Source organism: Flavobacterium anhuiense (assembly GCF_900101855.1).
GTDB lineage: Bacteria > Bacteroidota > Bacteroidia > Flavobacteriales > Flavobacteriaceae > Flavobacterium > Flavobacterium anhuiense.
On record NZ_FMVC01000001.1, the window covers coordinates 531,188 to 547,365 of the forward strand.

Sequence of the window (16,178 nt, forward strand, 5' to 3'; positions counted from 1 at the left end):
CAAAAAACTAACTGTTAACAATGTGTTATGAATTTTTGACGAAAAATACTGAAAACTATAATATCCGCAATCATTTACCTATCAAATCATTATAAATCTAATTGTATCATTTAAAAATATACTTATAATGGTTTGAATCGTCAAAAAATCAACAATAATATAGTCTTTACGGCTTTACGTAATGAATTACACTTCTAATGTCGTATTATTGTCGCACTCATATTTACAAATTTAGCCTATGAAATCAAAACTACTTTTATTGCTATTATTGGCAAATTTTTCTTTTTACGCTCAAACCAACTTAGTTCCGAATGGAGATTTCGAAACTTGGTCTGTGTCATCTAAACCGGATAATTGGTTTCAGTATTTTAGCGGTTATATCTCTAAAAGTACTGTTGCTCAAAATGGTTCTTCAAGTATTAACATGATGGTTGCCAGCGGAACATTTAACTTTATTAATACTGAATATTTTCCTGTAACAGCAGGTAAAACGTATATAGTTACAATGTATCACAAACTTGCAAAAGGTACTTTTTCTTCTGTAGATTTTAGTTTGCAACATAAGCCAGGCACTTTTAAAGAGATAATAATTCAAAAATCAGATGTGGTTTTTTCTTCTACAGAATGGAGAAAAATTGAATTTGAATATACGCCAACCGTTTCTGAAAATGTCGAAGTTGATATCTGGACTACTGGTTCTCTTAATTCTGAAATTTTAGTTGACAATGTTTCTGTCATAGACAAATACACATCTATTCCAGATATTAATTTTGAAAATAAATTGATTGACCTAGGCATCGATACTGGTACTGCAGATGGAAAGGTTTTGACTTCAAGCATTTCATCTGTAACTAGTTTGGATGTTTCAAGAAGTTCTATTTCAGACTTGACAGGAATTGAAAACTTTACCTCTTTACAAACTTTAATTGCAAGCCGAAATTCTCTAACAAGTGTCAATCTTTCAAAAAATACGAAATTGACCTATTTAGATCTTGGCACTAATCAATTAACTGCATTAGATTTAAATACAAATACAGCATTAGATAATTTAGATTGTCAGAAAAATAAATTAGCTGCATTAGATATTTCTAACAACACTAGTCTTACTCGTTTAAATTGTTCATCAAATGTATTGACTAGTTTAAATGTCACTGCAAATACATTATTAACTGAATTAGCGACCAATTCCAACAAAATAACGTCCTTAAATATTGACAACAATGTAGCGCTACAGAGTATAAATTGCGGAGGCAATCTGTTAACTACTTTGAATGTAGATAAAAATCTTGCTTTGAAAAGTTTATGGTGCGGAAGCAATAAATTGACAAGTTTAAACATCAATAAAAATCTAGAGTTAAGTGATTTAAATTGCGGAATTAACGAACTAACAAGTTTAGATGTATCAAACAATAAAAAATTAATTTCTTTAGTTTGTCACCAAAATAAAATTAAAAGTTTAGATGTTTCTCAAAACATTCTATTAGAACAACTGATGTGCCATTATAATGAGTTAACAAGCATTGATGTATGGCATAATCCAGAATTATACATGTTAAACTGTCATTTCAACAAGATTACAGATTTAGATATTTCTAAAAATCCAAAAATTACCGAAATATCGTGCAATGACAATAACTTAACATATCTTAATTTAAAGAACGGAAACAACAATAATTTCGAACTTTTCTATACAACCTTTATTAACAACCCGAATTTAACTTGTATTCAGGTTGATAATGTAATTTATGCCAATACAAACTGGTCTGACAAAAAAGATGCCGGTGCGTCATTTAATGTTGTATGCGGTAATTATACCTTAATTCCAGATATTAATTTTGAAAACAGACTCATTGCTTTGGGCTATGATTCTGGTATTCCGAATGGTAAAGTTCTTACTGCAAATATTTCAAACATTACAAGTTTGAATGTATCTTCAAAAAGTATTTCGGATTTAACCGGAATACAAGATTTTACATCTCTTACTACTTTAAATTGCGCAAAAAATAGTCTTGCATCTTTAGATCTTTCAAATAATAAAAACCTTAAGACTTTATATTGTGAACAAAATCTGTTGACAACTTTAAATCTTAGCAACAATACTAGTTTGATAACATTACAATGCAGTAACAATAAATTACAAAATGTAAACATCTCAAAAAATCTGGCTTTAAAAAATTTATATTGTGTAAATAATCAGTTAACCAATATTGACGTTTCCAACAATACCTTATTAGAACAATTTTATTGTTTTGGCAATCAGTTAACTTCATTAAATGTTACAAAAAATTTAAACTTACTTGGGTTAGAATGCGGATTGAACAAACTAACAACTCTTGACGTGTCAAAAAATACTTTAATGTATTATTTAGAATGTTATTCAAATCAATTAACAAGCCTTGATGTTACTAAAAATAGTGCATTATTCCATCTTAACTTTTTTAATAACCAGTTAACTTCCATAGATTTATCTGACAATATTCTTTTAAAAGAACTTTATTGTTCAAATAATCAGCTGAAAAGTCTAGACGTATCTAAAAATAATGCTCTGACTAATTTAGACTGCAAAAACAATAAGCTGACAGCATTAAATTTAAAAAATGGAAATAATGCATTATTAGCAACTATCGATTTAAATTTCAAGCAAAATCCAGATTTAACTTGCATCCAAGTTGACAATGTTACATATTCTAATACCAATTGGCCAACAGCAAAAGACGCAACAGCATCTTTTAGTGAAAACTGTGATAATATTTCAATTCCAGATTCACGATTTGAACAAAAGTTAATCGATTTAGGAATAGATACAGACGGTTTAAACGGAAAAATTACTATAGCAAATGCAAGTTCTGTTACAAGTTTAGACCTTTCAAATAGCAATATTAAAAATCTGACGGGTATTGAATATTTTACTTCATTAACAACTTTAGATATAAGCAATAACCAAATTACCTCTCTTGATGTAAGCAACAATTTACTTTTAGAAACGTTGAATGCTTCTTCAAATCAGCTTACTACATTAGATTTATCCAAAAATACTAGACTTAGAATTGTTTATGTTGTTAATAACCCTTTGGTTTACTTAAATCTTCGAAACGGAAACAATGCTAATTTTATTCTGCCATCAAATACTGGAAAGAAATCTGCTTCTGCATTGTATACCACTTTCTTAGGACTTACCTCTCTAAGCTGTATACAAGTTGATGATGAGAATTATTCAAATGTAAATTGGTCGAACATCAAAGAATCGACTACCACGTATTCTAATACTTGTAAAAGTCTAGGGATTGACAAATCTGAATTTAGTCAAGTCATTGTATATCCTAACCCGACAAAAGGAGAAATAAACATTAACAATATCGCTTTAGACAAAGCAACAGTTTACAACTCATTAGGGCAATTGGTAAAATCTTTTACTTTAAACAATGCAAACACAGATAATACAATCAATTTATCTGGATTGCCAAAAGGAATTTATTATATATACTTAATCAATGGAGATGTTGCTTCTGCGAAGAAAGTAATAATAGAATAGGTTAGAATTTAATTTGATTTAAAAATCCCGTTTTCAGAATGTTGAAAACGGGATTTTTTTTTATTTGATTTTGCTACAAAATTTCTTCGCAAGTAAAAACATCTTTCAATCGAACACCTTTTTCGGTATGTTCAACAGTAATTATTTGATTGTGGGCATCGTGTTCCAGAAACAAATAATGATTGTTATCTGCAGCCAAATTCAAGAACTTTGATTTCTCCGGCATTGTCAGCAAAGGTCGCGTATCGTAACCCATAACATACGGCAACGGAATATGTCCCGCTGTTGCTAATAAATCAGCACAAAAAACAATCGTTTTATCTTGGTATTTTATGTACGGAATCATTTGTTTTTCGGTGTGGCCATCGACATAATAGATGTCGAAATTTAATTCTTTCGAAAAGCCAAAATCTGATTCAGGTCTATCAATAAAATGTAATTGGCCGCTTTCCTGCATTGGCAGAATATTTTCAGACAAAAAAGATGCTTTTTCACGGGCATTAGGTTTTGTTGCCCATTCCCAATGATTTTCGTTTGTCCAAAATTTAGCATTTTTAAAAGCTGGCTCATAACCTGTTCTGTCAACATTCCATTGAACACTTCCGCCGCAATGATCAAAATGAAGATGCGTCATAAAAACATCCGTAATATCATTTCGACTGAAACCATATTTTGCTAAAGATTTATCTAAAGAATGCGAACCCCAAAGCGAATAATATCCAAAAAACTTTTCTGATTGTTTGTCACCCATTCCTGTATCAATCAAAATCAGCCGATTTCCGTCTTCGATCAATAAACAGCGCGCAGCAATATCAATCAAATTATTGGCATCGGCAGGATTGGTTTTATTCCAAATCGTTTTAGGAACAACACCAAACATGGCGCCTCCATCTAACTTAAAATTTCCGGATTCTATTGGGTAAAGTTTCATGAGAATAATTTTCTAAAAGAACAAAGCTAGAAAATTCAAACTCCTTTTGCTAAATTTTAAAGTCAAAAAAACTTTTATTCTAAAGTTACCGAAGTGCTTCCCATTATTTCCTGCTTATCAAAGTAATTCACAAAATAAGTTCCCTTCTTAAACTGGTCAGCATTCAAAATTCCGTATGCATTTACCGATTTGCCTTGAAAATCTGTACTTACTATAAAACTGTAAACAAGTGCTTTATCATTACCAAACTCAATTAGCTTATTATCACCCAAAACAGTGTTTTTCTGATCTAAAACTTGAACATAAAAAACTCTTTTTCCTGTTTTTGCAACGGCATTTCCGTTAACAGTAAAACTAATTTTAAGTTTTTTTGTATTCTTTGCTTTCGTTGTTTCCAATTCGGCTCCAGAACTTTTTTCACGAAGCGCAACTGCTTTAAAATTGCTTAAATACAATTTTGAAGCGTCCTTTAAAGTCGATTCTAACTTTTTTTGTTTAGAAACCAAAGTGTCATTTTCTAACTTTTGTTTATACATGACAACATTCTGGGTTTCGATTTCGGTCAATAAATTTTTATTTTGAGATTTCAGTTTTTTAATTTCCTGAACTCTGTTTTCTAATGACGCATTCAAATCTGAAAGCTGATTTCTATAAACTCTAATCTGCTCCGCCGATGGATTATTAGAAGCTTTAATAATTGCGACTAAGTTCTCAACATTTTTACGCTCTAACTCTAATTCTTTAGATAAAGCTGTTTTTTCTAAAATAGCCTGATCGTATGCATTTTTTAATGTATTTAGAGAATCCAAAATATTCTTTTGCTCACTTGTTTCCTTACTTTCAAATGAGATGGTATTGGCAATACTTTCCTCTTTTACTTCGCTATTATTCTTATCAGGTTCACTGCTAAAAACCCAGACCACAGCACCTACTCCTAAAACAAAAATTATAGCAAACATGGGTTTAAACCACTTTATTTCATTTTGTTTTTTCATAATTACTCCAAATTTTTTGCAAAAATAATTGAATAAAAAATGGCTTTAATCAGTAGAAATACTTGTTTTTTAACATTTAGGAGCGATATTTGCAGCTTAATTCTAAAAAAGGATTTCTTTTTAAATTTTAGAACTGTTTTTAAGATCGATTTTGTCAAAATAAGTATTATCTATTTTCTCATTTGTTATAATAATGTGAACCGTTATGGAAAAAGGTTTTTAAGTCGTATCTTTGCAGACAATTTCTATTTAACATTGAAAATTAGCGTTTTAAATCTGTAATAATTTTTATACAGAAGTAAATGTTCATTAAAAACAAACATCTAAGAACCATGATAAAAGTTTCTGATACTGCCAAAAAGAAAATCATCGACTTGATGAAAGACGACGGTTTTGATGCTGCGCACGACTACGTAAGAGTTGGTGTTAAAAGCGGCGGATGCTCTGGTTTATCTTATGAGTTAAAATTTGATAAAACCAAAAACGACGACGACAAAATATTTGTAGACAACGATATATCTATTGCTGTTGAAAAAAAATCATTCCTTTATTTAGCTGGAACAATCTTGGAATTTTCCGGCGGATTAAACGGAAAAGGATTTGTTTTCAATAATCCTAACGCGAGCAGAACTTGCGGATGCGGAGAATCATTTTCTCTTTAGTCAAAAGCTGAAAGTTCTCAAGTCGCTAAGACTTCTATTAACTTTCGAATTTTAGACTTCAAAACATTAGACAACAACAAAAATAATGAGCAAATACACCGAAGACGATTTAAAGATCGAACTGGAAACTAAAGAATATGAGTACGGATTTTATACCAATATAGAATCTGAAACTTTCCCTATTGGCTTAAACGAAGAAATTGTAAGAGCTATTTCTCTTAAAAAAGAAGAACCTGAATGGATGACCGAATGGCGTATTGAAGCTTTCCGCGCTTGGAAAGAAATGATCGAGCCAGAATGGGCAAATGTAAGTTATGAAAAACCAGATTTTCAGGCAATTTCATATTATTCAGCTCCAAAACAAGTAGATCCTAATAAAACTCTAGACGATGTTGATCCAGAATTATTAGAGATGTACAAAAAGTTAGGAATTTCTATCGACGAACAGAAAAAAATGAACAATATCGCAATGGATATTGTAGTCGATTCTGTTTCGGTAGCCACAACTTTCAAAAAAACTTTAGCAGAAAAAGGAATTATTTTTTGTCCGATTTCTGAAGCTATTAAAGAACATCCTGAATTAGTTAAAAAATATTTAGGAACTGTTGTACCTCAAAAAGATAACTTCTATGCAGCATTAAACTCAGCAGTTTTCTCTGACGGAAGTTTCTGTTATATTCCAAAAGGCGTAAAATGCCCAATGGAACTTTCAACGTATTTCAGAATCAACCAAGCAGGAACTGGACAATTCGAAAGAACTCTAGTTATTGCAGATGAAGGAAGCTACGTTTCTTACCTTGAAGGATGTACTGCTCCAAGCCGTGACGAAAATCAATTGCACGCTGCTGTGGTTGAATTAATCGCTTTGGACGATGCTGAAATTAAATATTCAACCGTTCAAAACTGGTTCCCTGGAAATAAAGAAGGAAAAGGTGGAGTTTACAACTTTGTAACCAAAAGAGGTTTATGCGAAACAAACGCTAAAATTTCTTGGACACAGGTTGAAACAGGTTCTGCTGTAACTTGGAAATATCCTTCTTGCGTCTTAAAAGGAGATAATTCAGTAGGAGAATTTTATTCTATCGCTGTAACCAATAATTTCCAACAAGCTGATACTGGAACAAAAATGATCCATTTAGGAAAAAACACTAAATCGACTATTATTTCTAAAGGTATTTCGGCTGGAAAATCTCAAAACAGCTACCGTGGTTTAGTGCAAATCTCGCCAAGAGCAGAGAATGCAAGAAACTTTTCTCAATGCGACTCATTATTAATGGGTAACAATTGTGGTGCACATACTTTCCCTTATATCGAAAGTAAAAATCCAACAGCAAAAATCGAGCACGAAGCTACAACAAGTAAAATTGGAGAAGATCAGGTTTTCTACTGTAACCAAAGAGGTATTCCGACTGAAAAAGCGATTGCCTTAATTGTAAACGGTTTCAGTAAAGATGTCTTGAACAAACTTCCAATGGAATTTGCTGTTGAAGCACAAAAATTATTAGAGATTTCTTTAGAAGGATCTGTAGGTTAAGAACCGAGTTTTTAACCATTAAAAAAGAATTTTATATCATATTAAAATAAAAGATTTTTCAAAGTTTCGTTTTTTAGCACAACTGAGAACTTGAAACTTGAAACTTTAAACAAAAAAAAGATGTTATCAATAAAAAACCTTCACGCCGCAATTGGTGATAAAGAAATCCTTAAAGGAATTAATATAGAAGTAAAAGCTGGAGAAGTTCACGCTATTATGGGACCAAACGGTTCTGGAAAAAGTACACTTTCTGCTGTGATTGCAGGAAACGAAAACTATGAAGTTACAGATGGTGAAGTAATTCTTGACGGAGAAGATCTTGCTGATTTAGCTCCTGAAGAAAGAGCGCACAAAGGAGTTTTCCTTTCTTTTCAATATCCGGTAGAGATTCCTGGAGTTAGCGTTACTAACTTCATGAAAACGGCTATCAACGAAACTCGTAAAGCAAACGGACAAGAAGAAATGCCTGCTAACGAAATGTTGAAAGTAATTCGTGAGAAATCGGAACTATTAGAAATTGACCGTAAATTTCTTTCCCGTTCTCTTAACGAAGGTTTTTCTGGAGGAGAGAAAAAAAGAAACGAGATTTTCCAAATGGCAATGCTAGAGCCAAAATTAGCTATCCTTGACGAAACCGATTCTGGTCTTGATATCGATGCTTTAAGAATTGTTGCAAATGGTGTAAACAAATTAAAAAGCGACAAAAACGCTATTATCGTAATTACACACTACCAGCGTTTGTTAGATTATATCGTTCCTGATTTCGTTCACGTTCTTTACAACGGAAGAATCGTAAAATCTGGCGGAAAAGAGCTAGCGTATGAGCTAGAGGAAAAGGGTTACGATTGGATCAAGGCAGAAAACTAGTTTAGAGTTATAGTTTGCAGTTTGCAAAAACTCATAACTCATAACTCATAACTTACAACTAAGAAAATGGATTTAAAAGAAAAATTAGTATCGTCTTTTATGGCTTTTGAAGAGCGTGTCGATGTACATTCAGATTTACATGACATACGCACAAATGCCTTAAAAAACTTCGAAAATAAAGGTTTCCCAACCAAAAAAGAAGAAGCTTGGAAATATACATCGCTAAATGCCATCTTAAAAAATGACTTTACGGTTTTTCCAAAGCAGGAAAACGCAATCGAATTTAACCAAGTAAAAAAATACTTTTTACACGAAATTGACACTTACAAATTAGTATTTATCGATGGGGTTTTCAGTTCGCATTTGTCTTCTACAACCCACGATGGAATCGATGTTTGCTTAATGTCTTCGGCATTGACCAAACCAAAATATAAAATGGTTATTGATACCTACTTTAATCAAATTGCGAGTAAAGATGACAGCTTGACTTCATTGAATACGGCTTTTGCAATTGAAGGTGCATTTATCAATATCCCAAAGAAAAAAGTAGCGGACAAACCAATTGAGATCATGTATTTCTCAACCGGAAATGAAGCCGCTTTAATGGTTCAGCCAAGAAATTTGGTTATTGTGGGCGAAAATTCACATGTTCAAATTATTGAGCGTCACCAAAGCTTGAACGAAAATCCGGTTTTAACAAACTCTGTTACAGAGATTTTTGCCCAAAAACGCGCGATTGTTGATTATTACAAAATTCAAAACGATAATAACGAAGCGAATTTAATTGACAATACTTACGTTTCTCAACAGCAAGAAAGCCATGCGTCTGTTCATACTTTCTCATTTGGAGGAAATTTAACTCGTAACAATTTAAACTTTTACCATTTCGGAGAAAGATTAACAAGTACGCTTAATGGAATTTCTATCTTAAATGATAAACAACACGTTGACCATTATACTTTGGTAAACCACGCAACGCCGAACTGCGAAAGTTTCCAAGATTATAAAGGAATTTTCTCTGATCGTTCGACAGGAGTTTTCAACGGAAAAGTTTTGGTTGAAAAAGAAGCTCAAAAAACAAATGCTTTCCAAAAAAGCAACAACATTTTATTGAGCGACAAAGCTACAATCAATGCAAAACCACAATTGGAAATTTTTGCTGATGATGTAAAATGTTCTCACGGATGTACTGTTGGACAGCTTGATGAAACAGCAATGTTCTACATGCAGTCTCGCGGAATCCCAAAAAAAGAAGCTAAAGCTTTATTGATGTACGCATTCTCAAATGCCGTTATCGAAAGCATCAAAATACCAGAATTAAAACAAAGAATTACTAAAATCATTGCCATGAAATTGGGCGTGAATTTAGGGTTTGATTTGTAATTAACTTAACCGCAAAGAGCGCTAAGTTTTACGCAAGGTTCGCAAAGTTTTTTAATAAGCTTTGCGAACTTTGTGCTTTTTACTTGGCTCCCGATAGCTATCGGGATTGCAGTTAAACTTGTTCCTTGTGAAAGGTTTTTAGCAAATTAAAATTGTTACTAAGAGGTGAGTAAAAAAAGTTTATTGGATCTTTTTCCAAATTTATTTTGAATGTTATTTTGCCCAAACCTATCTCTTCAACATCTTTTAAATCAACTTTAGTATCATCAAAATAAATACTTTTTTCATCAAATTCTATTGTTTTATATTTCTTGAACATTTGCATCAAAATAAACGAAGAAAAAGAAAACACTATACATAATAACAAGGCAAGGGTTTCCACAAACGCACTATAGAGCAAAAAGCCTAATGAGCCTATGAAAATTATTTTTGAAACTAAATTATACCAAAAACTAATTTCATGATTTAATTTATACTTCATAATTATTTCCTCAAACTATCAATTACATCCCTCAAAAACCCATTAAAATCAAATCCAGGTTCCTCTTCTCTCACACCCATTCTCACGATTACCATATCTTTAGATGGAATAATCGCCACCATTTGACCTTGATAACCACTACAATAAAACATATCACGAGGAACATCTGGGAATTTTCCTCCTGCGTTTAACCAGAATTGTGCTCCGTATTTTCCTTCAGAAGTATTGGTTGGAGTTGCTGTATATTTTACCCAGCTTTCATCAAGGATTTGCTCTCCGTTCCAGTTTCCTTTATGAAGATATAATAATCCAAATTTTGACCAGTCTCTTGGAGTTGCCCATCCGTATGACGATCCTACAAAAGTTCCAGACATATCTTGTTCAACAATCATCGAATTCATTCCGATTTTGTCGATTACGGCACTGTACCAAAAATCTAGATATTCTTGCTGTGTTTTAAAATGCCTTCTTAAAATCAGTGACAATAAATTGGTTGTTCCTGAAGAATAATTCCAATGAGTATTTGGTTTAAATTGAGCAGGTTTTTCCAATTGTACTTTTCCCATATCTTCGGCTTGAAAAAGCATTTTTGTTGCATCGCAAATTGTGCTGTAATTCTCTTCCCATTCTAAACCAGAATTCATGTGAAGCAAATCGTTAAGCGTAATGTTTTTTCGTTCATCATTTTGCCATTCCACAACTGGTGCAGGTTTATAGATGTCAATTTTCCCTTGTTTAGCTAAAACTCCAAAAGCCGAACTTGTTATACTTTTAGTCATCGACCAACCCAGAATTTTACTGTCTTTATTAAAACCTGTATCGTATTTTTCGGCAATCAAATAATCTTTGTATAAAACCACAACTGCACGAGTTCTTTTAATTCTTCCTCCCGTTTTATCAAACGCATTATCAACCGCTTTTTTCAATTTGGAATAATCAATATTCGTGAAAGTAGAATCTTTTGGTTCGTTGTTTCCGTATGGAAAAGGAAGATTGTTTTCTAATTTTGTTCTTTTTGGAAGCAGATATGGCTTTGTAATATCAAAATCATCATTAATCAAAGTTGCCCCAAGACCTTCGCGATAAATGGCTTTTCTTTCTTTCAATCCGTAAACAGAAGAAATAGCAAATTTCCCAGCATCATCGATTGAGTTTTTAGCCAAATCAACCAAATTGATATCATTGTCGGTTTTCTGAATTAAATCCAACGGACGATTGTCAATAAAATGACCTGACGCAACACTTTTGGCCGAAAAACCCGAAATTAAATCAAGTTTCGGATAAGTTGTAAATCCGAAATACAAAAAAGCAAGAACCAATACAAGCAAAAGTACTTTGAGAAATTTTTTCATGATGAGTTAGTATTTTTATTGCAATATAAATAATTTATGTTCACGATTTTAGAACTCAAATTAGAAATCTGTTTCGGATAATTCAGAAAAGCAAATCATTTTTTGCAGAATCAGTATTTGCTCCTGTAACAATGGCGCCATAAAAGGAAATTATAGAATTACTGTATAAACAAATTTAGTTTTAGTACTTTTGTAAATAGATTTTTTCTAAATAAGACATGCTAGATATTCAAAAAATAAGAGCTGATTTCCCGATACTTTCACAAACTGTAAACGGAAAGCTATTAGTATATTTCGACAACGGAGCTACTTCGCAAAAACCACAAGTTGTAATTGATGCTGAAGTAAAATATTATAACGAAATTAATGCCAACATTCACCGTGGCGTTCACACTTTAAGCCAGTTAGCAACTGATGCTTATGAGGTTGCGCGCGGAAAAGTAAAAGATCACATCAACGCAAAACATGCCCATGAAGTGCTTTTTACTTCAGGAACAACACATGGTATTAATTTAGTTGCAAACGGATTTGCTTCGATCTTAAAACCGGGTGATGAAGTAGTTGTTTCTTCTTTGGAACATCACAGTAATATTGTGCCTTGGCAGATGTTATGCGAAAAAACGGGTGCTATTTTGAAAGTAATTCCAATTGATGAAAACGGAGAATTAATTATTGAGGAATTTGATAAACTGCTTTCAGATAAAACGAAAATTGTTACTGTAAATCATATTTCAAATGCGTTGGGTGTAATCAATCCAATCAAATATATTATTGAAAAAGCACATGCTGTAGGTGCCGCAGTTTTAATTGACGGCGCGCAGGCAGTGCCGCATTTAAAACCAGATGTTCAGGAATTAGACTGTGATTTTTATGCTTTTTCTGGCCATAAAATGTGCGGTCCAACGGGAACTGGAATTTTGTACGGAAAAGAAGAATGGCTAAACAAGCTTCCTCCATATCAAGGCGGTGGCGAAATGATCAAAGAAGTGACTTTCGAAAAAACAACTTATGCTGATCTTCCTCATAAATTTGAAGCCGGAACGCCAAACATAGCTGGTGGAATTGTTTTAGGAACTGCTATTGATTATTTAAACAGTGTTGGTTTCGAAAACATTCAGGCTTACGAACACGAACTTTTAGAACACGCTACAAAACGTCTTAACGAAATTGAAGGTATTCGAATTTACGGAAACACCAAAAATAAAGCGTCTGTAGTTTCGTTTAATATTGATGGAATCCATCCGTATGATGTTGGTTCTATTATAGATAAATTAGGAATTGCCGTTAGAACTGGACATCATTGCGCACAACCCATTATGAATTTCTTTTGTATTCCGGGGACAATTCGTGCTTCGTTTTCTTTCTATAATACTAAAGAGGAAATCGATCAAATGGTTGGTGCAGTTAAGAAAGCACAAACTATGTTAAGCTAACAAAAACAAATTATATGCGAATAGTATCATTATTACTCCTGACGCTTTTTATTGCTACGGGATGCTGCAGTCAAAAAAAAGCAGATATGAAATCTACACAAATTGAATATTCTGCAATGTCGAGAGGCTATTACAAAAGTATTGTAGTCCAAAATAAATCGGTTTCTGTTGTTAAAGAACGCAACGCCGAAGCTGTTAAAAGCAATATTGATGATGCAAAATGGAATAAAATTGTTGATGCCTATTCAAAAGTAAATTTAGAAAGTCTTTCTTCTTTAAAAGCACCAACAGACAAACGCACGTATGACGGCGCCGCAATAGGAAATTTAAAAATAACTAAAGACGGAAAAACATACGAAACTGCAGGTTTTGACAATGGTTTTCCGCCAAAAGAAATCGAGAAACTAGTAAACTTATTAGTTGATTTTGCTAAAGAATAATTATGACGATAAAAGAAATACAAGACGAAATAATAGACGAATTTTCAATGTTCGACGATTGGATGCAGCGTTATGAATACATCATCGAGCTAGGAAAAAGTCTTCCGTTAATTAAAGAAGAATACAAAACCGACAATAATTTAATCAAAGGCTGCCAATCAAAAGTTTGGCTGCAGGGTGAAGAACAAGACGATAAAATCGTTTTTACAGCAGACAGTGATGCTATTTTAACGAAAGGAATAATTGCGATTTTAATTCGTGCTTTCTCTAATCAAAAAGCAAAAGATATTCTGGAAGCTGATACTGATTTTATAGACGAAATCGGCCTAAAAGAACATTTATCTGCAACTCGTGCCAACGGTTTGGTTTCGATGATCAAAAACATCAAAATGTACGCTTTGGCTTTTGACGCTAAAAACAAAAATTAAGAAATTTTAAACCATTAAGGCATTAAGGTTCATAAAGCTTTATGCTTAATTTTCTAAGTAATTAGAAGGGAATTAAGTAAACTATAAAACTTAATTTTCTTAATCTCTTAATGGTAAAACAAATATACAAAATGGAACAAGAAATTGATACAAACGAATTAGGAGAATCAATCGTAAGAGTTTTAAAAGGCATTTACGATCCTGAGATTCCAGTAGATATTTACGAATTAGGATTAATTTACGACGTAATGGTAAATACAGATTACGAAGTAAAAATCCTTATGACGCTGACTTCACCAAACTGCCCTGTTGCAGAAAGTTTGCCAAGAGAAGTAGAAGAAAAAGTAAAAGCAATCGAAAACATTAAAGATGTTGATGTTGAAATTACTTTTGATCCGCCTTGGAGCAAAGATTTAATGAGCGAAGAAGCTAAATTAGAATTAGGAATGCTTTAAAAAAGTATACAGTTTACAGTCACAGTCTCAGTTAAAAACTGCTACTGTGACTGTGACTGAAAACTAAAAAAAATGGAAGAAATCATCAATAAAGTTGCCAATAGTGCTTTAGAAGTTTTTGATCTTGAGGATTATTACCCAAAAGGAATGCGAGTGCAGATTGACATTTCGCAATGGCTTTTGGAAGGATTTTTATTGAAAGAAAAGGACTTTAGAGAACATCTTAAAAATCACGATTGGTCACAATATCAGGATCAATATGTAGCTGTAAACTGCAGTACAGATGCGATTATTCCGGCTTGGGCATTAATTTTAGTTGGTGTTCATCTGGCTCCTTTTGCTAAAAAAGTAGTAAACGGAACTATAGAAGATCTTGACGCAAGCCTTTATGAAGAGCTTTTAAGCAAAATAGATTACTCTGTTTACAAAGGCAAACCGGTCATTGTAAAAGGCTGTTCTAGAAAGCCAGTTCCTATGCGCGCTTACATTTTAGCTACAAATTATTTACAGCCATTTGCCCGCAGTATTATGTACGGCGAAGCATGTTCAGCAGTGCCTTTATACAAAGATTCTAAGAAATAACCTGCAATAACACTACAGCAAACCTTAACTTTCCATTGGTTTTTAGTATATTTGGTAATACACTTCTAAACTAAAGACCATGAGAAAGCTAACCCTATTACTTTTCATTTTAGTAAATTTCACATTTGTACAAGCCCAAAATTCAGAAAAAGAGTTAATTCAAAATACTGAAAAAGCAGTAAAAAAAATTAACGATACTATAGAAGGAGAAGGGTGGAAAACAAAAGGAACTGTTTCCCTTTTATTAAACCAATCGAGTTTTAACAACTGGATTGCAGGTGGAGAAGATAGCTTTTCTGGAACATTAGGAATCAATTATGATTTCAATTACAAAAAAGACGATTTAACTTGGGACAACAAAATTTTAGCATCGTACGGTCTTCTTCAAACCAAAAATGATGACTTCACAAAAAAAACAGATGACCGTTTAGAATTCAATTCTATTCTCGGAAAAAGAGCCTTTGGAGAATGGTATTATTCATACTTCTTAAATTTTAGAACACAATTTTCAACTGGCTACATTTATGATCAAGATGCCAATGGAAAGCAAATAAGGACTGAACAAACCAAATTTATGTCTCCTGGATATCTTACCACAGGGCCAGGTATTTACTGGACAAAAGATGACAATCTTAAAATAAATTTTGCTCCGCTAACTTCAAAATTCACTTTCGTAGACAGCGCCTATACAACTGGAATTGATAGATTTACAGGATTGCCATATGTAGACGGCAGTTATTTTGGCGTTGATGAAGGCAAAAGCATACGTTACGAGCTTGGTTTTTATGCTTCAGTTTATTATAAATTGGCGATCATGACAAACGTGACTGCCGAAAACACACTTAACCTTTATTCCAATTATCTCGAAGACCCACAAAATGTCGATATAAATTATTCCCTAAATGTTATAATGAAAATCAACAAGTTTCTATCTGCTAATTTATCGTTTCAGGCTATTTATGATGATAATGCATTTGCCGGACTTCAAACTAGAGAAGTATTTGGTCTAGGCGTTAATTTTGGGTTTTAATTATTGCATGAGCAAGATTTCAACAAATAGATTTAAAAAAATATGAATACCGCAGATTAAGGAATTATTTAGA

General features: G+C 32.7%; 15 protein-coding genes. 11 read left to right on the forward strand and 4 right to left on the reverse strand.

From position 1 onward, the window contains the following. Positions 1-238: 238 nt before the first annotated feature. Positions 239-3,532, forward strand: a complete 3,294-nt coding sequence (locus tag BLP44_RS02220; RefSeq protein WP_091128847.1) for a T9SS type A sorting domain-containing protein — start codon at positions 239-241, stop codon at positions 3,530-3,532. Positions 3,533-3,605: 73 nt separating this feature from the next. Here BLP44_RS02220 and BLP44_RS02225 read toward each other — a convergent pair whose 3' ends face one another. Further along, the gene (locus tag BLP44_RS02225) at positions 3,606-4,463 is read right to left on the reverse strand and encodes an MBL fold metallo-hydrolase (protein ID WP_091128850.1); all 858 of its coding nucleotides are present in this window, start codon (positions 4,461-4,463) and stop codon (positions 3,606-3,608) included. 74 nt (positions 4,464-4,537) lie between these two features. After that, positions 4,538-5,458, reverse strand: a complete 921-nt coding sequence (locus BLP44_RS02230; protein WP_008466074.1) for a coiled-coil domain-containing protein — start codon at positions 5,456-5,458, stop codon at positions 4,538-4,540. A 332-nt stretch (positions 5,459-5,790) separates the two neighbouring features. Between BLP44_RS02230 and BLP44_RS02240 the strand changes: the two genes are divergently transcribed. From BLP44_RS02240 to sufD, 4 genes are all read left to right on the forward strand, one after another. Then, positions 5,791-6,120 (forward strand): HesB/IscA family protein, encoded by a 330-nt coding sequence (locus BLP44_RS02240; protein WP_008466073.1) that lies wholly within the window; start codon positions 5,791-5,793, stop codon positions 6,118-6,120. An 85-nt stretch (positions 6,121-6,205) separates the two neighbouring features. Continuing rightward, complete coding sequence (gene sufB, locus BLP44_RS02245) at positions 6,206-7,654, forward strand: Fe-S cluster assembly protein SufB (protein WP_008466071.1); 1,449 nt, start codon at positions 6,206-6,208, stop codon at positions 7,652-7,654. A 120-nt stretch (positions 7,655-7,774) separates the two neighbouring features. Then, on the forward strand, positions 7,775-8,521 hold the full coding sequence (gene sufC / locus BLP44_RS02250; protein WP_008466070.1) for a Fe-S cluster assembly ATPase SufC: 747 nt from the start codon (positions 7,775-7,777) through the stop codon (positions 8,519-8,521). Positions 8,522-8,587: 66 nt separating this feature from the next. Then, positions 8,588-9,904 carry a Fe-S cluster assembly protein SufD gene (gene sufD / locus BLP44_RS02255; protein ID WP_008466068.1) on the forward strand — a complete coding sequence of 439 codons (1,317 nt, stop codon included), beginning with the start codon at positions 8,588-8,590 and terminating at the stop codon, positions 9,902-9,904. Positions 9,905-10,016: 112 nt separating this feature from the next. On the opposite strand, the gene BLP44_RS02260 is transcribed toward sufD, so the two are convergent. Together BLP44_RS02260 and BLP44_RS02265 are read right to left on the reverse strand one after the other, a co-directional pair. After that, a complete protein-coding gene (locus BLP44_RS02260) occupies positions 10,017-10,385 on the reverse strand; it encodes a hypothetical protein (protein ID WP_091128856.1) in 369 nt (122 codons plus the stop codon). A gap of 2 nt (positions 10,386-10,387) precedes the next feature. Beyond that, on the reverse strand, positions 10,388-11,737 hold the full coding sequence (locus BLP44_RS02265) for a serine hydrolase domain-containing protein (protein WP_091128860.1): 1,350 nt from the start codon (positions 11,735-11,737) through the stop codon (positions 10,388-10,390). Positions 11,738-11,955: 218 nt separating this feature from the next. Here BLP44_RS02265 and BLP44_RS02270 point away from each other — a divergent pair, with 218 nt between their 5' ends. From BLP44_RS02270 to BLP44_RS02295, 6 genes are all read left to right on the forward strand, one after another. After that, positions 11,956-13,170 (forward strand): aminotransferase class V-fold PLP-dependent enzyme, encoded by a 1,215-nt coding sequence (locus tag BLP44_RS02270; protein ID WP_091128864.1) that lies wholly within the window; start codon positions 11,956-11,958, stop codon positions 13,168-13,170. Positions 13,171-13,184: 14 nt separating this feature from the next. Then, a complete protein-coding gene (locus BLP44_RS02275; RefSeq protein WP_035691498.1) occupies positions 13,185-13,610 on the forward strand; it encodes a hypothetical protein in 426 nt (141 codons plus the stop codon). A gap of 2 nt (positions 13,611-13,612) precedes the next feature. Beyond that, on the forward strand, positions 13,613-14,038 hold the full coding sequence (locus BLP44_RS02280) for a SufE family protein (protein ID WP_066033087.1): 426 nt from the start codon (positions 13,613-13,615) through the stop codon (positions 14,036-14,038). A gap of 131 nt (positions 14,039-14,169) precedes the next feature. After that, on the forward strand, positions 14,170-14,493 hold the full coding sequence (locus tag BLP44_RS02285) for an SUF system Fe-S cluster assembly protein (protein WP_008466058.1): 324 nt from the start codon (positions 14,170-14,172) through the stop codon (positions 14,491-14,493). Between the two features lie 72 nt (positions 14,494-14,565). Further along, positions 14,566-15,075 (forward strand): DUF2480 family protein, encoded by a 510-nt coding sequence (locus BLP44_RS02290; protein ID WP_091128867.1) that lies wholly within the window; start codon positions 14,566-14,568, stop codon positions 15,073-15,075. Positions 15,076-15,154: 79 nt separating this feature from the next. Continuing rightward, a complete protein-coding gene (locus BLP44_RS02295; protein WP_008466056.1) occupies positions 15,155-16,105 on the forward strand; it encodes a DUF3078 domain-containing protein in 951 nt (316 codons plus the stop codon). The last annotated feature ends 73 nt before the right edge of the window (positions 16,106-16,178 follow it).

What these genes read in the sequence shown, in the direction of transcription:
- BLP44_RS02285 (WP_008466058.1), top strand. Translation starts at nt 14,170, where the DNA reads ATGGAACAAGAAATTGATACAAACGAATTAGGAGAATCAATCGTAAGA.
- BLP44_RS02280 (WP_066033087.1), top strand. Translation starts at nt 13,613, where the DNA reads ATGACGATAAAAGAAATACAAGACGAAATAATAGACGAATTTTCAATG.
- sufB (WP_008466071.1), top strand. Translation starts at nt 6,206, where the DNA reads ATGAGCAAATACACCGAAGACGATTTAAAGATCGAACTGGAAACTAAA.
- BLP44_RS02225 (WP_091128850.1), bottom strand. Translation starts at nt 4,463, where the DNA reads ATGAAACTTTACCCAATAGAATCCGGAAATTTTAAGTTAGATGGAGGC.
- sufD (WP_008466068.1), top strand. Translation starts at nt 8,588, where the DNA reads ATGGATTTAAAAGAAAAATTAGTATCGTCTTTTATGGCTTTTGAAGAG.
- BLP44_RS02275 (WP_035691498.1), top strand. Translation starts at nt 13,185, where the DNA reads ATGCGAATAGTATCATTATTACTCCTGACGCTTTTTATTGCTACGGGA.
- BLP44_RS02240 (WP_008466073.1), top strand. Translation starts at nt 5,791, where the DNA reads ATGATAAAAGTTTCTGATACTGCCAAAAAGAAAATCATCGACTTGATG.
- BLP44_RS02265 (WP_091128860.1), bottom strand. Translation starts at nt 11,737, where the DNA reads ATGAAAAAATTTCTCAAAGTACTTTTGCTTGTATTGGTTCTTGCTTTT.
- BLP44_RS02295 (WP_008466056.1), top strand. Translation starts at nt 15,155, where the DNA reads ATGAGAAAGCTAACCCTATTACTTTTCATTTTAGTAAATTTCACATTT.
- sufC (WP_008466070.1), top strand. Translation starts at nt 7,775, where the DNA reads ATGTTATCAATAAAAAACCTTCACGCCGCAATTGGTGATAAAGAAATC.
- BLP44_RS02270 (WP_091128864.1), top strand. Translation starts at nt 11,956, where the DNA reads ATGCTAGATATTCAAAAAATAAGAGCTGATTTCCCGATACTTTCACAA.
- BLP44_RS02260 (WP_091128856.1), bottom strand. Translation starts at nt 10,385, where the DNA reads ATGAAGTATAAATTAAATCATGAAATTAGTTTTTGGTATAATTTAGTT.
- BLP44_RS02230 (WP_008466074.1), bottom strand. Translation starts at nt 5,458, where the DNA reads ATGAAAAAACAAAATGAAATAAAGTGGTTTAAACCCATGTTTGCTATA.
- BLP44_RS02220 (WP_091128847.1), top strand. Translation starts at nt 239, where the DNA reads ATGAAATCAAAACTACTTTTATTGCTATTATTGGCAAATTTTTCTTTT.
- BLP44_RS02290 (WP_091128867.1), top strand. Translation starts at nt 14,566, where the DNA reads ATGGAAGAAATCATCAATAAAGTTGCCAATAGTGCTTTAGAAGTTTTT.